Source organism: Thiocapsa sp. C2-2m (assembly GCF_041903745.1).
Classification (GTDB): domain Bacteria; phylum Pseudomonadota; class Gammaproteobacteria; order Chromatiales; family Chromatiaceae; genus Thiocapsa; species Thiocapsa roseilacustris.
In genome coordinates this window covers 81774-98212 of the sequence record NZ_JBBWVD010000017.1, presented here as the reverse complement: position 1 = coordinate 98212, position 16439 = coordinate 81774, and the positions used below count along the sequence as shown (strand labels likewise).

The following is a 16439-nucleotide window of genomic DNA, read 5'->3' as shown; positions in this document are numbered from 1 at the left end:
GCTGTCTTACCTGGTTCGAAGTCGATCAGTGCTCGATCCTGACCTGAACAGCCTGCTCGTCACCTGCGTCGGCGGTAAAGTAAGCCTTACGCTGAAACTGTCCGATCCCGGCCACCAGGGATCCAGGCAAGCGACGAATGGCGCCGTTGAAATCCTGTACGGCCTCGTTGAAGCGCAGCCGCGCCACATTGATGCGGTTCTCGGTGCCCTCGAGCTCTGCCTGTAGAGCCAAGAACTGATCGGCCGAGCGCAAATCCGGATAGGCCTCCACCGTTGCCATGACGCCGCGCAGTCCATTCAGCAAGGCCGACTGACTCGCCCCGAGCATGGCCACACCCTGCTCGCTGTCGGGTGTAGCCGCGCGCAAGGCATCCGCGGCCGCCGTTTGCTGCGCGACCAGTGCATCGAGTGCCTCGCCGACCGCATCGCGCCGGTCCGTCACCTCGGTCAGCGTGGTGCGCTCGTGCTCCATATAACTCCGTACGGCATTGACCAGGTTCGGCACCAGATCGGCGCGGCGCTTATAAGTACTTTCCACATCGGCCCATGCATTGTAGACAGCCTCCTCGCGTCCGACGATGCCGTTGTAGAGCCAAACGAAATAGAGGAGACCCAAGATGACCGGCAATGCAAAAAGGACAACACTGATAGAGCTGGATGCAGCACGATTCATGGCGCCGACTCCCTCGATGGTATTGATGGTTTGACGAACGTCCTGAATCGCGCCAAGCGGATCACCACCCCGGCCGTCGACAACCAATAGCAGGCCCAAAAAGGTCACCGCAGCGAGCAGAGCGGCGACCGCCGCCAACCGCAGCCGAGGATGGGGAGTGCGCTTGGCGGGGCCGGCAAGCTGATCCGCTCGACCTTCAGCGCCATGTCCGGACGGCGGCGCGCGGGCCGCCGAGATGCTTGAGACCTGGTCCTTCGAGCTCATTGATGCGATCCCTGATGATGTGCTGACCTTCTGCAACCGACATCGACGAATGCGCGATCCGGACGCGTGCCGTCGCACTGAGCGCCAAGACCAAGACGACGGCGAATAGTCCCTGACTCGACCGACTTGCGTTTTCAGGGGGTCGACAGAAATCTCTCCGTTACATCTCCCGTGATGTCCGCCCGGGGTCGAGAAACTCCAGTGGCCTTCCAGCCGAAAAACCCAAGGCTTTCAGGTCCACCCGAATGACGTTGAGGCTATGTGTATCGTTGAAGTAGTCGATACGATTGGTCAAGTCGAGGATTGAGACCCACCAAGTCGGGGAGGTCTCGGTTTCTGCAAGTAATCGATCAATCGCCCCGAATGGAACAGAGACAGCGCGGATCACACTGAACAAACAGGATAACGCTTCGGCATTATCTTTGGGTTCGGGCAGTGTTTCAAGAAATACCGCAGCGCGCACAAAACGATCGGAAGGTTCAACTCCACCGGGCACACTCGGGGCTGATCCTGAAGGCCTGTGCCGCTCAAGATGAACCCGAACACCGCGATTTCTTGGGGGTGACATCGCACAGATCGCGCCCCTGCAAATGACCCCAGCCATCTGGCAGTCTCCGCGCCACCGTTCCATGCCAAGTAGCGGCCGATACACCTTTGTAGAACCGTCAGAGGTTGTTTAGCCCACGCGAGCGTGGACCACTCGGTCTGCTGATCGTACGGGCGATACATGGCACCGCGCTCGCGAAAGTCACCACCGCGGCAAGGATCTGCCATGGAGCCAGGTCACCGAACCACCTTACTTACGGTTGCATACTTTCGAATCCATTGAGGATGACCATGGAAGCGGTACACGCATGACGGTCAACCGCATCGACGCCCGGAATGCATCTGTGGTCCAGGGGCTTCTGATCGCCGACCCGCAGTTGAGCATCGATGCGCTGCGTCCCAGCTACGAACAGATCATCCAGATCAACAGGCGCGACCGGCGTCATTCGCACGGAGATCTTGCGCTGATCCAGGACTGTCTGGAACGCATCCCCCGCTCGCGGTCGACGCCTGCGTCAAAGTCACGTTCGAGGCGTTTCGCCTGACTCGGGTCCATCAGGTCATTCCCGTGCTGGACGACGCCGAACGTCCGCTAGGTCTGATCCACGAGGTCGATATCAAGGAGTACATCTACTCCAACTACGGACGCGAGCTCATCGTCAACCCCGCATTCAGCCGTTCTCTACGGGATTTTGCCCGACCCTGTCCGGTGGTCGACATCTTTCTCTTCCGCCGAGCGGCTGCTGGAGGCATTTTCAGCCACGATCAAACGCGGCCGTGATCGAAATCCGGCCCGGCGATGACTTCGGCAGCGTCGACAATCAGAGCCGGATCATCGCCGCGATGAAACATCAGGCCAAGGGGAGCAGCTCCGGCCTGGTCTTGCGTCACGACCCCGATCCGCGCGGACCCGCCCTCACGCTCGTGGATGCATCGCCCTAGCCTCCAAGGCGGCTGGACCCGTAGATCGATTCCGGCAGTCCCCCCGTTTTCCGGAGTCCGATAGGGCTCGGCGCTCAATAAATTCGCACCTACGCGCCGGGATTTACTTCGGAAAAATCACCTTGGATCTCGATCTGCCGCCGATCGTCATCACCCCTGAACAGCGGACGGAGAAAGGTCCGCAGACCTACGCCGCCCGCGGCCTCTTCCAGGTATAGACGGCAGTCACTGCATAGTTCCAAACCGCACCGACCAGGATCCCGGCGAGCGCCGAGAGGAACCAGCCGGAGTGCCCGCCCTGGAAGAGATAGTTGGCGATGCCGACGTTGGCTAGGGCGCCGACGCTGCAGGCGGCGACGAAGGAGAGCCAACCCCAGATCAGCTGTGGGCCGCGCAGACGCATGTCGCGGTAGGTCAGGATGTTGTTCAAAAAGAAGTTGCTGGTCATGGCGACCAGCGTCGCGGCGGCCTGGCTGATCAGGAAGGCGCCCGTCCCGAGCAGGGTCAGCATGGGCCAAAGCACGGCCATATGCACGAAGACACCGAGCCCGCCGATCGCCGAGAAGGCGATAAAGCGCACCGGGATGACCGGACCGATCAGCTTCTGGGTCAGCATCAGCAGATATTCCCAAAGGACCGCGTTGTCGAGCTTGCTGCTGCCGGCCTCACGCGCGCGGAAGGTATAGGGCAGCTCGCGAAAGCGCAGGGGATGCTCGGCTTCGGCGAAGATGTCGAGCAGGATCTTGAAGCCGACCCCGCTGAGTCGCCGCACGCACCTCTGGACGACCGAGGCACGCACCAGAAAGAACCCGCTCATCGGATCCTGGAGTTCCGCATGGATTAGGTACTGGCCGATCCGGGTCGCAAACCGGCTCATGGATTGCCGACGGGCATTCCAGTCTCCCATGCCCCCGCCGGAGACGTAGCGGCTGCCGACCACGATGTCCAGGTTTTCCGCCTTGATCACCTCGAGCATCTTGGGCAGAAGGGTCTCGTCGTGCTGGAGGTCGCCGTCCATCACCGCCATGAATGGCGCTGCGGTCGACATCATGCCTTCGATGCAGGCCGACGAGAGTCCGCGTCGGCCGATGCGCTGCACCAACCGGACACGCGGATCCTGTCGCGCAATCGCGCGGACCCGGTCCGAAGTCCCGTCGGGCGAGTCGTCGTCGACGAAGACCAGCTCCCAGTCGATCCCCTGCAACACCGCCTCGACCCGCCGGACGACCTCGTCCACCATGTCCGCTTCTTGATAGGTCGGGACGATGACGGCCAACTCGGGCGGACGGCAGTTGTGCTGGGGCATCGGCTGATCGGAGATCCTGTTGGCCATGAGCGGAGGGTCGATTCGTCGAGGTAAGGAACCTGCGGAGCGTGCCTTTCAAGTAGACTGCCGGCCGCGGACGCCGGAACAGTGACGAGACGGCAGGACCGGGATCCGAAGACGTTTTATTCTAACGCGATCGTGTCCCCGCCACCTCGACCGATCACGGCCCGGACCAGATCCGTCGAATCAGACCACGCAGCGAGTCACGAGACCATGGAAACGACCCGAGGCATCGATACACCCCGTCAGGCGTGGGGCATCTTGCTCGCCCTGATCGCGGCCATGACCGCCTGGCGGCTGGGCGTCGCCGCGATCCTGCCGGTCACGCAGGACGAAGCCTATTACTTCGACTGGGCACGCAGCCTTGCTTGGGGCTATTTCGATCATCCGCCGGGTGTGGCACTGCTCGGCATCGGCACCTGGCTCGCCCCGGGGTCGGCGCTCGCCGCGCGCGCGGGGACACTGATCGCCGGCGCTCTGACGCTGCTCGTCCTTGCACGCTTCTTCCGCAACTGCGGTCTCACGGCGCCGCGCGATCTGGCCATGGCGCTGGTCCTGGTCTTCGCGACCATTCCAGGATTCGCCGGCGGCATCATCACCACGCCCGACACGGTGCTGGGCCTGGCCTGGGCGCTGGCCCTGCACGAAAGCGAGCGTGCGCTTGCCGGCCAGCGTCGACGTTGGCTCACCGCCGGTGCAGCGGTCGGTCTCGGTCTGCTGGGGAAATACACCATGGTCCTGATCGGACCGGTGCTGCTCTTGGCCATCCTCTTCAGCGACCCGCGCGCGCTGCGTACGCGCTGGCCCTACCTCGGCGGACTCTTCGCGCTGCTGGTCTTCGCGCCGAACATCCTCTGGAATCAGCAGAACGAGTGGCTGACGATGCGCTTTCAGTTCGGCCACGGCTTCTCGACCGAGGTCGGCGACCTGCCGGTCGGCACGCCCGGCGCCATCGCGCACGTCGGGCCCCAATCGGTCGGCGAGCGATTGAGCAGCCTCTCGGGTTATCTCGGCACCCAGCTTGCGTTCTGGGGACTGATCGCGGTTCCCCTGCTCCTTGCGCCTTTTATCAACCGGGCGCGAAACAACGAGCCAAGCCAGGAGATGGCCGGGACACTCGCTCGTCACGCCAAGGCCCTGTTGTGGGCTGCAACCCTCTTCCCCTTGGGATTCTTCGCCCTGGTCGCGACCGGCAGCGAGGTGGAGCCGAATTGGCCGGCCGTCTACTTGATCTCGGCGGCGCCTTTGGCGGCCTTGCTGCTGCGCAATCTGCGCCCCTGGGTCATCGCCGCCGCTCTGGGCAACCTGCTGCTCCTGAGTCTCTATGCGTTCCACGCGGCGACGGCTGCGCTACCGCTCGGAGATAGTCAGAATCGCGTCCTGCGCGAGACCCATGGATATCGAGAGTTGGCCAAGATCGCCGGCACGCTCGATGAGCCCGTCTATGCCGACCGGTATCAATCGACGGCGATGCTGCGTTTTTACACGCCGGACTCGGGCACCACGACCCAGTGGCCCGGCCTCACCCGACCCTCCGAGTATCTGCGCGGACAAATCGCACCAAGGCTAGACCCCGAATCCGTCGACGTACCTTTCTGGCTCGTCTCCGGATTCGGCGCGCCGCCGGCCATCGCGGGTTTTCGCAGCGACACCCACCGCAGACTCTTCAATTGCGCCGGGCAGCCGCTGAGCGAAGCCGCGGAAGCGCCCTGCCCGCGCCCTCTGCACACTTGGAATCTGTATCGGTACATTCCAGAGGGGTAAGGCCGGATATCCCTACTCGGGCGGGCGCCTGGCCCGAAAGGATCCGCCTTGAAGCTCTTCGGGACTGGCCATCATTCCGGCCACCGAGCGTACACCAAGGACTTGCGATGACGCGCCCGCGCGAGGGACGGTACGATCTCTCTTCTGCAACGCCAGTCAGCAAGCTGGCTCAGCCCCCAACGCGTCTGCAACCAAGCGCGCGGCACTGTCCGGATCCTTCAGCACATCCGTCTCCCAGAGCCGAAGGACTCGCCAACCGAGCTCGGAGAGGAGGGTATTGTTCCGAATGTCTCTGTCCCGATTGTAGGTAATCTTCGCCAGCCAATAGGGCGCATTGTGGCCGGATCGCAGACGCTCCCTGCGTTCCTCCCAATCCCGTCCGTGCCAGAAATCGCCGTCCACGAAAACGGCAACGCGCCGGCGCCGAAAGACCAAGTCCGGGCATCCGGGGAGGTCGTTCCGGTGCACCCGATACCGTAAGCCTCGCCCCCAAAGCGCACGGCGCAGGGCGATCTCGGCCTTTGTACCGACCTTACGGTTACGCTGTTTGGTGCGCGAGGCGACCGCAGAGGCAGTCCTTCGACCCGCAAAGCTTGGCGCTTTCGTCAGGCTCGGCTCTCTTGAACTCCCGCTAAGAGCTATAACTGAGTGTGTCAAGACGTCGACCCATCCGTCGGAAAGCAATCAAGCCAGGACGTACTTGTATGCCTCTTGTTCAGTCATCACGTAACCACTCGATTCTGGGCTCCAGCCACTGGTTTGCAAGGCTACGAAATGTCTGTGACTGCCATTCGGCATTAGACTCGCCTGCATACAAAAGACGATACCGGTCTAATAAGACTGCATCGGAGTGGTTACTGCGCTGAAAATGCCCTCTACTATCCAGTGCGAAAGGAATCGCGAAAATCTTGCCTGGTGTCTGAGGAAATTCGATGAGCCGGCTCCAAGTCTTTGTATTCGGGGTGTCGAGCTTATGAGTCCAGTTCGAACCCGTCGCACACTGGGCCAGATAGATCGGAATGGCCGGACGACTATCAGCGAACTGCCGAAAGCAGACAAGATCCAAGCCGCATTCGTTGGCCCTTGCGCTTGCCCACTTTTCGATATCTCCAACACCCGCCCCAATCGCTTCTGCTAGCTTATTCAGCACATCACTCAGTTTAGACGTATTGTCGGTCGACCACCCCGTCCGATAAACTATCCACCCTGGAAATATCGATGAGAAGGCATCTTCAACTAGTCGCTCAAAAAGCTCTCCTTGAAGCGTATAGTCGGCACCAAAATGTTTACTCCACTCACGGAAATGTGGAGCAAGGGAAACTGTGAGCATGAATGCATAAGCTACCGCCTCTTTAGCAGTTATCTTGGGCGTCAGACGATCACCTTCCATCCGAATAGGAGATGATTTTTCTAGCCAAGTTATCCTTTGGCGGAGCTCACGCCACATCGAGGCGATGAACTCGTCAGCGAAATCCTGATCACGGTATACTTGTTGCTCAAGAAGGACATCCCGAATATCGGACCAGCTGACCTCCTCATCACAGAAGAGGACCCAACTCTCGATCCAGTCGCAAGCCACAGCGAGATCACAGTTATGGACTCTAACAGACGCCGCCATTCCGCTCATTGGTATGCGGATCATTTTTTGCAGTCATCCTTTATCAGCTCTTTATGGATTTCTGGAAATCTGCGAAGGAGTTCTATAGCTCCTGAGCCTAGTCGAGCAACAGCTTTCTTCAGATCCGCGGATCCGCGGTAGAGATGCGCTCGGCCCAATGCTAGCTCAATGCTATCCGTAGCAGACTTCACCAGTTCGATGATCTCGGACTCTTCAGCGCCAGCCTTCTGAATTGCCAGATCGAAGCTGGGGTGATCCGTGCTTTTTAGGTAGTCGACCGCAACTTCACTTTCCAAGATCTTCCCAAACTTGCCAACATTTCGAGAATCGGTGAACAGAGGATCCTGCTTGTCCGTGCCAAACAACCACCGGACAAAGTTCGCGAGATTACCAATCCTAATTTTCACATCCGGCACCGGATGCTGCGCCTCCTCGGGGCTCGCCCGAACATTGACCCCAAGAAAATCTTGGACTCCTGGTTCACGAAGTGACAGATATAGAACACTAAAACGCTCCTCAACATGCTGGAGAGAGATGTCCTCCTCCTCAAGCTGCTCTAGCTGCCTCAGCACACGAAAAGCGATATAGTTTCGGCGGACGGGCTCGGTCTTACTCCCGATAGCACGCATAACCTCCTCATACGACATACCTCGTTGATCGATGAGTTTCGCTATGTACTCCGCCTTTTCAGCAGGCTTCCACTCTTTTATACCTGTTACGTGCCGGAAACCGAGAAATGCATCTACGTCACCTCGTTCGTCAGCAAGGATATAAGGTATTCGCGAGAATAGTTCATCGGGACGAGTAGCGCCATCGATCAGCAATTTCCATTTACGTGACAGCGGCTCGCCATCAAATGCTCTCTTTAGATACCTAATTGCTGCAAGGCGCCGATTACCCTCAACAACAACCAGACTCTCCTTTCCGTATAGCTCCTCACGAACACAAATCATCGCTTCCTGGGGCCAGTAGCCACTCTCGAGAAAGGAAACGGCGAGCTCATCAAGCGTCCAATCTCGCATGAGTTCAAGAACTCCGTCTTGGCTCTGTTCAGGGTTCGTGTTGGAGCGACCGAGACGAGGGTTCAACGGATCTAGGAAAAGCTCGCCTAGCTCTGCAAATTGAATTTGATTATGAATGGCCATTGCTCATGTTCCGGAGGAGGATGTCTAATCTAAACCCTCACTCAAAATCTTGTACATTGAATATTACGGTTAGGTTCGCTCAGGATCACAGCTCAGGCAGTCGGCTATAAGCAATTGTCATCGCTTAATCACGGCATTCAGTGACACTTCCACGCCGCAGAGCACCATCCCCCTTCCCCGTTCCAGGATGCTGACTATGAGACCCCGATAATCGGAGATATGCGGACGGCACCGCCGCAATGGGGTCCTGCGGGGGAACACGCGCCTGTCTCACCGGGAGTAAAGTTGATGTTAAATTAGCCGCGCTGGGATCCCCTAACAGACGCTCACGAATTGCGAACCCGAGAATCTCTGCAAGGGCGGAGGGAACGGCATTACCGACTTGTCGCTGCACACTGCACAATGAGCCCAAAACCCGATAGTCGTCTGGTATGGTCTGCAAGCGGCAAAGCTCTCGTGCGGAAAGTCGTCGATTCCGCCAATGAAACGGGCCAATGGACGGACCTGGTTGAGCGGTGAGGGTCCAGGATGGTTGATCTTTAGCCAACTTCAGTAGGAAATTCCAATAGCGCCGCCTCCATCCAAACAGAGGAGGACCTTTCCCACGGTCAGTAAAATACAGATAGTTGGCTCCCTCCGGCACAGAGTAAAGAAGGTCCGCCCACTTGCCGCTTAGCTTCAGCTCTGGAGAATCATCGTCCTCCAGATCCCAAAGCGCATCCCAAGCCGTGTGGAACGGCTGCACAGTGTGATCGATTGAGGACTCTTGGCGTCCCCGTTTTATGATCGGCCGGTGCGTGGAGGGAATGCTGCCGAGTGCCGTCCCATCCCTAGCCCCAACGATAAAGATCCGCTCACGCGACTGAGGTACACCGAATTCGGCGGCGTTCAGCACCATAATCGATGCTTGGTACTGCGTTCCAGTTGCACGGTTGATCGACTCCAAGGTCGACTGGATCAGGCGCAACCCTTCGTCCTTTCCCTTGAACGCCAGCCCCGCCACGTTCTCCATCAGGAAGACGCGCGGACGGGTATCGCGAAGGACCCGAAGATAGGCGGCAACCGTATCTGCCCTTGGATCATCGAGACGACGTGCGTCGCCCGAGGCCCAGTAGCCCGCCTTGGAAAAGGGCTGACAGGGGGGGCCGCCGATCAGGACATCGACCTCGCCCGGCTCCAGGTCGGCGGTGCGCAGAAGATCGGCGCTGGAGACCTCGTGGATGGAGCGGTCGATGACCGGCCAGTCGCGGTTGGAACGAAGGGTGGCGACGCAATCCTGGTCGACCTCAACCGCCGCCCGGCAATCGAACCCCGCCACCTCGAACCCGAGGTCCAGGCCACCGGCACCCGTGTACAGGCTGAGAGCGGTGTAACGTTTCTCGGATGACATTTGGCTGGCTACGCTCGGTAGTGTGGGCTCGGCTTTCCGGCAGTCGCACTGCGGCCGCATGATGCAGCCTCAAGCCGAGATGCTACCCGCACCGTCCAAGTGCTTCAACGCGGTGTGCGGCGTGGCCTTCGCGACGAGTCCAAGAACGGCATCAGGAACCTTCAGTGCGGATCGTCGCGATTGCTCGCCTTGTCTGCCGAGATCCGATCCATCAGCGCGAACAAGAGCCCGGAGACGACGAAGGTCATGTGGATGCCGACCTTCCAGGCCAGCTCCTCGTTGGTCAGGCGATCCACGTACATGAATGCCTTGAGCAGCTCGATGCCCGAGATAGCGACGATGGAGCCGATCAGCTTCATCTTCAGCTCGGCGAAGCCGACGTGTCCCATCCAGTTGGGACGATCCTCATGGTTCCCGGTATCGATTCGGGAGACAAAATTCTCGTAGCCGGCCAGCACGATGATGAGCACCAGGTTGGCGATCATCACGACGTCGATCAGGGAGAGCAGCCCGATGATCACCTCGCCGGCCTCGGCGGTGAAGACGAGCGGGACGAAATTGATGAACTCCTTGATAAACTTGACCAGTAGGAGCGCGATGGCCAAGACCAGGCCCAGATAGAAGGGCGCGAGCAGCCACCGGCTGCTGAAGATCACCAATTCCAGAAAGTGTTCGATCTGTTTCATGTCGAGGTTCCGGGTTGCCATCAAGCCGTTGAGTCCGAGTCCGGCGTTTGCGAGCCAGGGGCGAGCGACGGAGCGGGCGGGATGCTACGCGGGCGCGGCCGCCACTTCAACGGCGTTCGGTCAGTCGGTCCCCATGCCTCGGCTAGGGCGTGCGCTCGGGGGCCGGCGGCCCCTCCTCGAAGCCGATCCGCACGTTCGTGCAAGCAGCAAGCGTGCGATAGACCGGGCTGCGGGCGGCGATCTCGAGCAGACGGGTGCGTTCCTCGGGCGTGAGCGCGCCGAGGATGTTCAGACCCACCTCGACGCGTTCGAGCTGACCCTCGTCCTCGCCCTCATCCGCGCACGCGCGGCAGTCCGTGCCGTGCACCCGCTCCTGGCTCAGACGGACTTCGACGTCGTCCAACGCCAGTCCCTGATGCCTGGCGTAGATCCGCACGGTCATGGAGATGCAGGCGCCGAGTGACATCAGCAGCAGCTCGTAGGGCGTCGGACCCAGATCCGAACCTCCGACCGACCTGGGCTCGTCGGCGAGCCATTGATGGCGATACGTGTAGAGTCCGCGCTGGAAACGGGTATCGAGCTCGGTGACCAGGACCTCTTTCTCGGCCACTCGAGGTGCGGTCCCGATGCTCTGCTCGAAGCCGTGCTTGCCGAGACCGAGGTAGCGGCTCGCCCAAGCGACCAGGGTCTCGGCGACATACTCGGCATCTTCGCGATTGGTCAGGAGGTGGTCGGCCTTGTCGAGCGAGATGAAGCTCTTAGGATGACGCGCCGCTCCATAGATCTTGGCGGCCTCTCCGATCGAGACGATGGTGTCGAGCGGCGAGTGGAAGACCAGGAGGGCTCGGTTGAGGTGACGGATGTGATCCGCCGAGGCGTATTGATCCAGGTCGTCGAGCAACTGCTTGCGGATGCGGAAGCGCCGCTGCCCGATCTGCACCTCGGCCTCGCCCGTTTCCTCCAACTGGCCGCGCGCCCCGCTGAGGAGATGCTGGACATGCGAGGCGGTCGCCGGGGAGGCGATGGTTACCACCGCCTCGACGGACGGGAGCGCGTGCACGGCGGCCAGCACCGCCGCACCGCCGAGACTGTGCCCGATCAGCAGCGCCGGAGCCTCGTAGTCTTCCTCCAGCTTGCGCGCCGCGGCGAGCAGATCGGCGACGTTGGATGAAAAATTGGTGTTGGCGAAGTCTCCGTCGCTGTTGCCGAGTCCGGTGAAGTCGAAGCGCAGCACGGCGATCCCACGCGCAGCCAAGGCCCGACTGATGCGGGTCGCCGCGGCGATATCCTTGCTGCAGGTAAAGCAGTGCGCGAAGAGGGCGTAACGGGCCGTCGGCACGCGATCCGGAGGGGTCTCGAGCAGGCCGACCAGGGCGTGCCCCTCGGGATTCGGAAACTCAAGTTTGATTCTTGCCATGCCAATTCCTCGCGTTGGAGAGCCTTCGGTCCGAGAAAAGCCGCCAGCTTTTTTTATTCATCGAATGGATAGCGTCGGGGCCGGCTTGGCGATTGCGTACCCGCAGGACCATGGGTTCCTTGCCGAACAAGGCGCACTGGAGCACTCAAGATCGGGGGGAAGGATGAAGGCTAACAGCTAAAGACCAACGGCCGGTGGCTGGCGGCTGGCGGCTCCTTCCACACGCCTCACCCCGCGGATCAACCGACTCACCCGCCCTCCCCCGCCCGACACAGCGCCTGGAGGCGATCGAGCTCGACCTCGTCGAAGCCGGCCTCGCGTCGGGCCGGGAGGTTGAGTGGACAGCGGATCCCGGCGCGCATGTACTCGCCCAGCAGATCGAAAAAGAGGGGACCCGGGTCGAGCCCACGCTCCGCGCACAGCCGTCTGAACCAACGCGAGCCGACGGCCACATGGCCGACCTCATCGCGCAGGATGACGCCCAGGCAGGCCGCCGTTTCCGGGTCTCCCGCCGCCTCGAAACGCGCGATCATTCCGGGCGTCACGTCCAGTCCGCGCGCCTCCAGGACGCGCGGCACCAAGGCCATGCGCACCAGCGGATCGTGTGCGGTCGCGCGCGCCATCTCCCAGAGGCCGTCATGGGCGGGGAAATCGCCGTAGTCGTAGCCGAGATCCCCCAGGCGGTTGCGCATGAGGCCGAAGTGCTCGGCCTCCTCGGCCGCGACCCGGATCCAATCGGCATAGAAGTCCGTCGGCATCGCGCGAAAGCGCTGTACGGCGTCCCAGGCGAGGTTGATGGCATTGAATTCGATGTGGGCGACCGCGTGGATCATGGCCGCTCGGCCCTCGCGGCTCATGAGCTTGCGCGCCTTGAGCGCACGCGGCGGAACCAGATCGGGCCGCGCCGGACGCCCAGGCAGATCGCAGGCCGGGGCCGCGCCAGCGGCATCCGCTCGCAGGCCCCCGGTCCGCCATTGCTCGGCCGCCGCCTGTGTCGCGGCCTGCTTGCAGGCCGGATCCGGCTCGCCGAGACAGGCGGCTGCAGCATCGAAGAGGTTGCCCTGCACTTGCGTCATCCGCGCCACCCCAAAATCAGATCCATCACGTTGGTTCCCGTCGGTCCGGTGCGGATCAGGTCGCCGCTCGCCTCGAGCAGCGTGCCCGAATCGGCGCCTTCCAGCCCCCGTGCGGCATCGAGTCCGGCGTCTTGAATCCGCTCCAGCGTGGCACCGTCGACTAAGGCCCCGGCGTCGGCGGTGGGGCCGTCTGTTCCATCGGTCCCCGCGCTCAGCAACACGGCATCGGCCTGACCGGCAAGCTCGATCGCCGCGGCCAAAGCAAGATGTTGATTGCGCCCGCCCCGCCCCGGCGCATCCGGCAGACGCAGCGTCGTCTCACCGCCCGCGATCGAGAGACCCGGCGGACCGGCCAGCAAAGCAAGCGCCAGACGTCGACCGGCGAGCGCGGCATCGCCCTCGACCGGCTGCGGGTCGACCCGGACCACGAGACCCGCTCGGCGCCCCGCTGCGGCCGCGGCGAGCTTGGCGGTCTCCAGGGTCGCGACCAATTCGATCTGCGGACCGCGGATCGGGAGCGGACCCCGCTCCGCCAGCCCGCACTCGACCCAATCCGAAAGCCAAGTCGGCAGATCGAGCCCGGCAAGCCCCTCGGCCAAAGCGACCTCGGGGACCAGCAACCCGGAGCCGATCACGCTCGGGTCATCCCCCGGCACGTCCGAGATCGCAAGCACGCGCGTCGGCCGGTCGCAGAGCAGACTCAGTAGCCCTCCGCCCTTGATCCGAGAGACCGACTTGCGCACCCGATTCACCGCGTCGATGGGCAGACCGCTGCCGAGCAGCCACTGGTTCATGCGTTGCAGATCGACGAGATCCAGTCCGGCGATCGGTACCTCGACCAGACTTGAGGCACCGCCGGATAGGAGGAAGAGCACATCGGCCTGCGGCTGCAACGCACCGAGCGCGCAGATCAAGCGCCGGCCGGCCGCCAGACTCCCCGCATCCGGCACCGGATGGCCGCCGAGCAGGGCTTCGATGTCGCACCAGGCGAGGGCCGATGGATCGAGATGACCCGGCTTGGTGATCAGCAGGCCGCCGACAACGCGCGGACCCAATGCATCGCAGGCACCCAGCGCCATGGACTGCGCGGCCTTGCCGATCGCACAGATCCACACCGAGCCGTGCAAGGGTCGCGCGGCGAGCGCCTGCCCGACGACCACACGCCCCTCCACCGCGCGCAAGGCCGCAACAAAGACCTCGAGCAACAGAGGCCGCGCGAAGGCGGCGTCAGCCATCGAGACCGACCCCGACACCGGACTGGAAAACGATAAACGACGTCTGCAAATTGACAATTCGCAATGCGATCGAACGAAAAGAAATGGCTAAGTGTCGAGAAGAAAAGACTCCGGCAGCACGGCAAAGGATGTCGGCAGCCGCAACCCGAGAACACAAAAGGACCCTCCACTGAACCCGATTCGAACGAGTCCAATCCATGAAGCTGTGCCCGAAATGTAGTCGTTCCCCGTTGCCCTTCGTCATGGTCTCGCTGATCTCCAGCGTACTGGCCTTCATCACCTGGCTGGTGCTGGGCCTCTCACAGGTCGAGCCCACCGTCAGGTTGGCCGCCGGCGCTGCGGTCTTCCTCGCCGTCGGCGCGACCCTGTTGCACTACGTGATCAGTTGCCTCAAGCGCCACTGCCGGCACGACCACGAACGTCAAACGGTCCACGGCCACACCCTCAGCCGACCCGCGTAACGCGATCCCGCAGATAGACGGGTGCCGCCCGCTCGGGCGGCACCGCATGCCCCGCGGCAAACGCAGCTGCGCCGAGTACGGCCAGATCCCGAGCCTCGCAGATCGCCTCCCCGGCATCGGCGTTCTGGACCACACGGGTTCGCACGGCAAGCTCGGCGCCATAGACGGACCAGCCCGGCCCGACACCGCACCATCCCTCGCCGTCCGGCGCCTCGACCGCCTCAGGAGGGCAGACCTGCTCGTCGCAACGGGCCACGGCCAAGCCACGTCCGTCGATCTCGAAGCACCCCCAGTAGACCTCGCCCATGCGCGCATCCAGTGCCACCAGGAGGCGCCGTTCGCCGCTGCGCCGAAACGCTCCCTGCGCGATGGCGGCCAAGGTCGAGACCGGCACGAGCGGCAGCCCCGCGCCGAAGGCGGCCCCTTGCGCGACGGCGACCGCGATCCGCACACCCGTGAAGGATCCGGGACCGCGCGCGAAGGCGATCGCGTCGAGCTCGGTCAGACGCGTTCCGGCGTCGTCCAGCACCTGCTGCATCATGCCCAGAATCAGCTCGCCGTGCCGACGCGGGGCGGTCTCGAGCACTTGCTCGATCCGCTCGCCCGACAGCAGGGCCGCCGAGCAGGCGTCGCCCGAGGTATCGATCGCGAGGAGAGTCATCATGGGTCAGGAAGGGAGTAGCTGCATCCAAGGAACCTTGACTGCGATTCTATACGGAGTCGGCGCCGAGCTGCGGATATCCGCTCGAATCGCGGTGACCCCTAACTCGTGCCCGAAACAAGTTGAACACCGACTCTAATCGTTGTCGTTGTCGTTGTCGTCGATTCGATTACGACAACGACAACGACAACGACAACGACAACGAGAATAACGACAACCGTGGCAAAGGTACTGTCTCGTCGAGTTGTTTGGCTTATTTTTGAACTGTTCCTAAAAGGGAGACGGGCGAACACCCCGTTCGCAAGCGAAGGTATCCGACAAGCGTGCCGAATCGAGCATGCGGACGAAATCCTCGGGCGGAAACAGGACCCAACCGCGAAAATCAAGGCTCAAAGGCCCGGCGCACTCGCACGGCGGGGCATCGTCGGCGAGATCCACCAGCCATAATCCGCGCTGACCGCTCAGACCGAATGGATTTTCCAAGCGGGTTTCGACCGCCCAGCCGTGCAACCCGCTCATGCGATCCTGGATCGCGTTCACGAAGACTTGTGCGATCATTCCGAGCAGAAGGACCTCCGTGTATCTCAGCTCGATCGACCTAGCGCGCTGATACCCGACATCGGGACCGGCACCCCGTAAAGCGTGGGTCGCTCGAGGATACCGGGCGCTCACGACTAGCCCCGCCGCCAGGGCATGAAGATCACGCCAGGATCCCACGGGAAGCGGGATCTGCAAGCGCGCGGCATATCGGATCTGGTGCTGAAAGAAATTGAACAGGTTACGGACCGCCCACGTGGTCAAATCGGCATCGGGAGCGCGCTGGCGATCCGCGACCCGCGCGATCGCCGCCGCAAGATTGCGGAACATCAGTCGATAGAGACGCCCCTCGAACACCGAGCCAGACTCGCCGGTGCGCGCACCCATCTCCTCGCCGACGTGCGGCCCCGTGTGCGCACCTGCGTGCTCGCAGGCCGCCAATAAAGGAGCCTTCCAGGCGTGGAGGAGTCGCAGACGTGCAGCGGCGTCCAAATCGCTCGCCAGCAACGCTTCCAGCCTCTCGATCAGCTTGGCAGGTGAGATCCGATCCCCGACCGACGGGGGGGACGCAAGCAAGCTGCTCGCAGACTCGAGATGACCCGACGATCCCGGCTCGCCGACAGCGATGGACAGGGTCATCCCAGTCGGCAAGCCGGGTGCGGGTCGAGCCGAAGTCTTAAAGGTCATCATGCCAAAT

18 protein-coding genes are annotated in these 16439 nt (G+C 62.1%); 5 read left to right on the top strand and 13 right to left on the bottom strand.

The genetic code is table 11. The annotated features are described in order from the left end of the window. Positions 1–25: 25 nt before the first annotated feature. Both AADX97_RS14735 and AADX97_RS14730 read right to left on the bottom strand, forming a co-directional pair. Positions 26–937, bottom strand: a complete 912-nt coding sequence (locus tag AADX97_RS14735) for a LemA family protein (protein ID WP_374234097.1) — start codon at positions 935–937, stop codon at positions 26–28. A 160-nt stretch (positions 938–1097) separates the two neighbouring features. Further along, the gene (locus tag AADX97_RS14730; RefSeq protein WP_374234096.1) at positions 1098–1433 is read right to left on the bottom strand and encodes a linear amide C-N hydrolase; all 336 of its coding nucleotides are present in this window, start codon (positions 1431–1433) and stop codon (positions 1098–1100) included. A 358-nt stretch (positions 1434–1791) separates the two neighbouring features. Here AADX97_RS14730 and AADX97_RS14725 point away from each other — a divergent pair, with 358 nt between their 5' ends. From AADX97_RS14725 to AADX97_RS14715, 3 genes are read left to right on the top strand one after another with little or no spacing between them, the layout of a single operon-like run. Further along, positions 1792–2028, top strand: a complete 237-nt coding sequence (locus AADX97_RS14725) for a hypothetical protein (RefSeq protein ID WP_374234093.1) — start codon at positions 1792–1794, stop codon at positions 2026–2028. 23 nt (positions 2029–2051) lie between these two features. Continuing rightward, complete coding sequence (locus AADX97_RS14720) at positions 2052–2264, top strand: hypothetical protein (RefSeq protein WP_374234092.1); 213 nt, start codon at positions 2052–2054, stop codon at positions 2262–2264. After that, positions 2261–2425, top strand: coding sequence for a hypothetical protein (locus tag AADX97_RS14715; protein WP_374234091.1), 165 nt, complete (start codon positions 2261–2263; stop codon positions 2423–2425). The genes AADX97_RS14720 and AADX97_RS14715 overlap by 4 nt, the downstream gene beginning before the upstream one ends. 187 nt (positions 2426–2612) lie before the next feature. On the opposite strand, the gene AADX97_RS14710 is transcribed toward AADX97_RS14715, so the two are convergent. After that, entirely contained in the window at positions 2613–3758 is a 1146-nt protein-coding gene (locus AADX97_RS14710) for a glycosyltransferase family 2 protein (protein ID WP_374234090.1), read from the bottom strand. 207 nt (positions 3759–3965) lie between these two features. Between AADX97_RS14710 and AADX97_RS14705 the strand changes: the two genes are divergently transcribed. Next, the gene (locus AADX97_RS14705; RefSeq protein WP_374234089.1) at positions 3966–5516 is read left to right on the top strand and encodes a glycosyltransferase family 39 protein; all 1551 of its coding nucleotides are present in this window, start codon (positions 3966–3968) and stop codon (positions 5514–5516) included. A 156-nt stretch (positions 5517–5672) separates the two neighbouring features. On the opposite strand, the gene AADX97_RS14700 is transcribed toward AADX97_RS14705, so the two are convergent. From AADX97_RS14700 to AADX97_RS14665, 8 genes are all read right to left on the bottom strand, one after another. Beyond that, entirely contained in the window at positions 5673–6173 is a 501-nt protein-coding gene (locus AADX97_RS14700) for a very short patch repair endonuclease (protein ID WP_374234088.1), read from the bottom strand. A gap of 58 nt (positions 6174–6231) precedes the next feature. Further along, positions 6232–7158, bottom strand: coding sequence for a hypothetical protein (locus AADX97_RS14695; protein WP_374234087.1), 927 nt, complete (start codon positions 7156–7158; stop codon positions 6232–6234). Then, complete coding sequence (locus tag AADX97_RS14690; RefSeq protein WP_374234086.1) at positions 7155–8279, bottom strand: hypothetical protein; 1125 nt, start codon at positions 8277–8279, stop codon at positions 7155–7157. The genes AADX97_RS14695 and AADX97_RS14690 overlap by 4 nt, the downstream gene beginning before the upstream one ends. Positions 8280–8403: 124 nt before the next feature. Next, positions 8404–9669 (bottom strand): DNA cytosine methyltransferase, encoded by a 1266-nt coding sequence (locus tag AADX97_RS14685; protein WP_374234084.1) that lies wholly within the window; start codon positions 9667–9669, stop codon positions 8404–8406. A 161-nt stretch (positions 9670–9830) separates the two neighbouring features. Then, complete coding sequence (locus AADX97_RS14680; protein ID WP_374234083.1) at positions 9831–10355, bottom strand: TIGR00645 family protein; 525 nt, start codon at positions 10353–10355, stop codon at positions 9831–9833. Between the two features lie 142 nt (positions 10356–10497). Beyond that, on the bottom strand, positions 10498–11772 hold the full coding sequence (locus AADX97_RS14675) for an alpha/beta fold hydrolase (RefSeq protein ID WP_374234081.1): 1275 nt from the start codon (positions 11770–11772) through the stop codon (positions 10498–10500). Positions 11773–12020: 248 nt separating this feature from the next. Beyond that, complete coding sequence (locus AADX97_RS14670) at positions 12021–12848, bottom strand: ferritin-like domain-containing protein (RefSeq protein ID WP_374234080.1); 828 nt, start codon at positions 12846–12848, stop codon at positions 12021–12023. Beyond that, complete coding sequence (locus AADX97_RS14665) at positions 12845–14083, bottom strand: glycerate kinase (RefSeq protein ID WP_374234078.1); 1239 nt, start codon at positions 14081–14083, stop codon at positions 12845–12847. The genes AADX97_RS14670 and AADX97_RS14665 overlap by 4 nt, the downstream gene beginning before the upstream one ends. 197 nt (positions 14084–14280) lie before the next feature. On the opposite strand from AADX97_RS14665, the gene AADX97_RS14660 reads away from it, so the two are divergent. Then, a complete protein-coding gene (locus tag AADX97_RS14660) occupies positions 14281–14544 on the top strand; it encodes a hypothetical protein (RefSeq protein ID WP_374234077.1) in 264 nt (87 codons plus the stop codon). On the opposite strand, the gene tsaB is transcribed toward AADX97_RS14660, so the two are convergent. After that, positions 14528–15205 carry a tRNA (adenosine(37)-N6)-threonylcarbamoyltransferase complex dimerization subunit type 1 TsaB gene (tsaB, locus tag AADX97_RS14655; protein WP_374234126.1) on the bottom strand — a complete coding sequence of 226 codons (678 nt, stop codon included), beginning with the start codon at positions 15203–15205 and terminating at the stop codon, positions 14528–14530. The two genes, AADX97_RS14660 and tsaB, sit on opposite strands and share 17 nt — an antisense overlap. A 270-nt stretch (positions 15206–15475) precedes the next feature. Beyond that, positions 15476–16429: a hypothetical protein gene (locus tag AADX97_RS14650; RefSeq protein ID WP_374239301.1), complete on the bottom strand. Its 954-nt coding sequence runs from the start codon at positions 16427–16429 to the stop codon at positions 15476–15478. Positions 16430–16439 lie beyond the last annotated feature (10 nt).

Excerpts from the sequence above, each read along its gene's own strand:
- AADX97_RS14735 (WP_374234097.1), bottom strand. The coding sequence starts at position 937 with ATGAGCTCGAAGGACCAGGTCTCAAGCATCTCGGCGGCCCGCGCGCCG.
- AADX97_RS14725 (WP_374234093.1), top strand. The coding sequence starts at position 1,792 with ATGACGGTCAACCGCATCGACGCCCGGAATGCATCTGTGGTCCAGGGG.
- AADX97_RS14710 (WP_374234090.1), bottom strand. The coding sequence starts at position 3,758 with ATGGCCAACAGGATCTCCGATCAGCCGATGCCCCAGCACAACTGCCGT.
- AADX97_RS14705 (WP_374234089.1), top strand. The coding sequence starts at position 3,966 with ATGGAAACGACCCGAGGCATCGATACACCCCGTCAGGCGTGGGGCATC.
- AADX97_RS14695 (WP_374234087.1), bottom strand. The coding sequence starts at position 7,158 with ATGATCCGCATACCAATGAGCGGAATGGCGGCGTCTGTTAGAGTCCAT.
- AADX97_RS14690 (WP_374234086.1), bottom strand. The coding sequence starts at position 8,279 with ATGGCCATTCATAATCAAATTCAATTTGCAGAGCTAGGCGAGCTTTTC.
- AADX97_RS14685 (WP_374234084.1), bottom strand. The coding sequence starts at position 9,669 with ATGTCATCCGAGAAACGTTACACCGCTCTCAGCCTGTACACGGGTGCC.
- AADX97_RS14680 (WP_374234083.1), bottom strand. The coding sequence starts at position 10,355 with ATGAAACAGATCGAACACTTTCTGGAATTGGTGATCTTCAGCAGCCGG.
- AADX97_RS14675 (WP_374234081.1), bottom strand. The coding sequence starts at position 11,772 with ATGGCAAGAATCAAACTTGAGTTTCCGAATCCCGAGGGGCACGCCCTG.
- AADX97_RS14670 (WP_374234080.1), bottom strand. The coding sequence starts at position 12,848 with ATGACGCAAGTGCAGGGCAACCTCTTCGATGCTGCAGCCGCCTGTCTC.
- AADX97_RS14665 (WP_374234078.1), bottom strand. The coding sequence starts at position 14,083 with ATGGCTGACGCCGCCTTCGCGCGGCCTCTGTTGCTCGAGGTCTTTGTT.
- AADX97_RS14660 (WP_374234077.1), top strand. The coding sequence starts at position 14,281 with ATGAAGCTGTGCCCGAAATGTAGTCGTTCCCCGTTGCCCTTCGTCATG.
- tsaB (WP_374234126.1), bottom strand. The coding sequence starts at position 15,205 with ATGACTCTCCTCGCGATCGATACCTCGGGCGACGCCTGCTCGGCGGCC.
- AADX97_RS14650 (WP_374239301.1), bottom strand. The coding sequence starts at position 16,429 with ATGACCTTTAAGACTTCGGCTCGACCCGCACCCGGCTTGCCGACTGGG.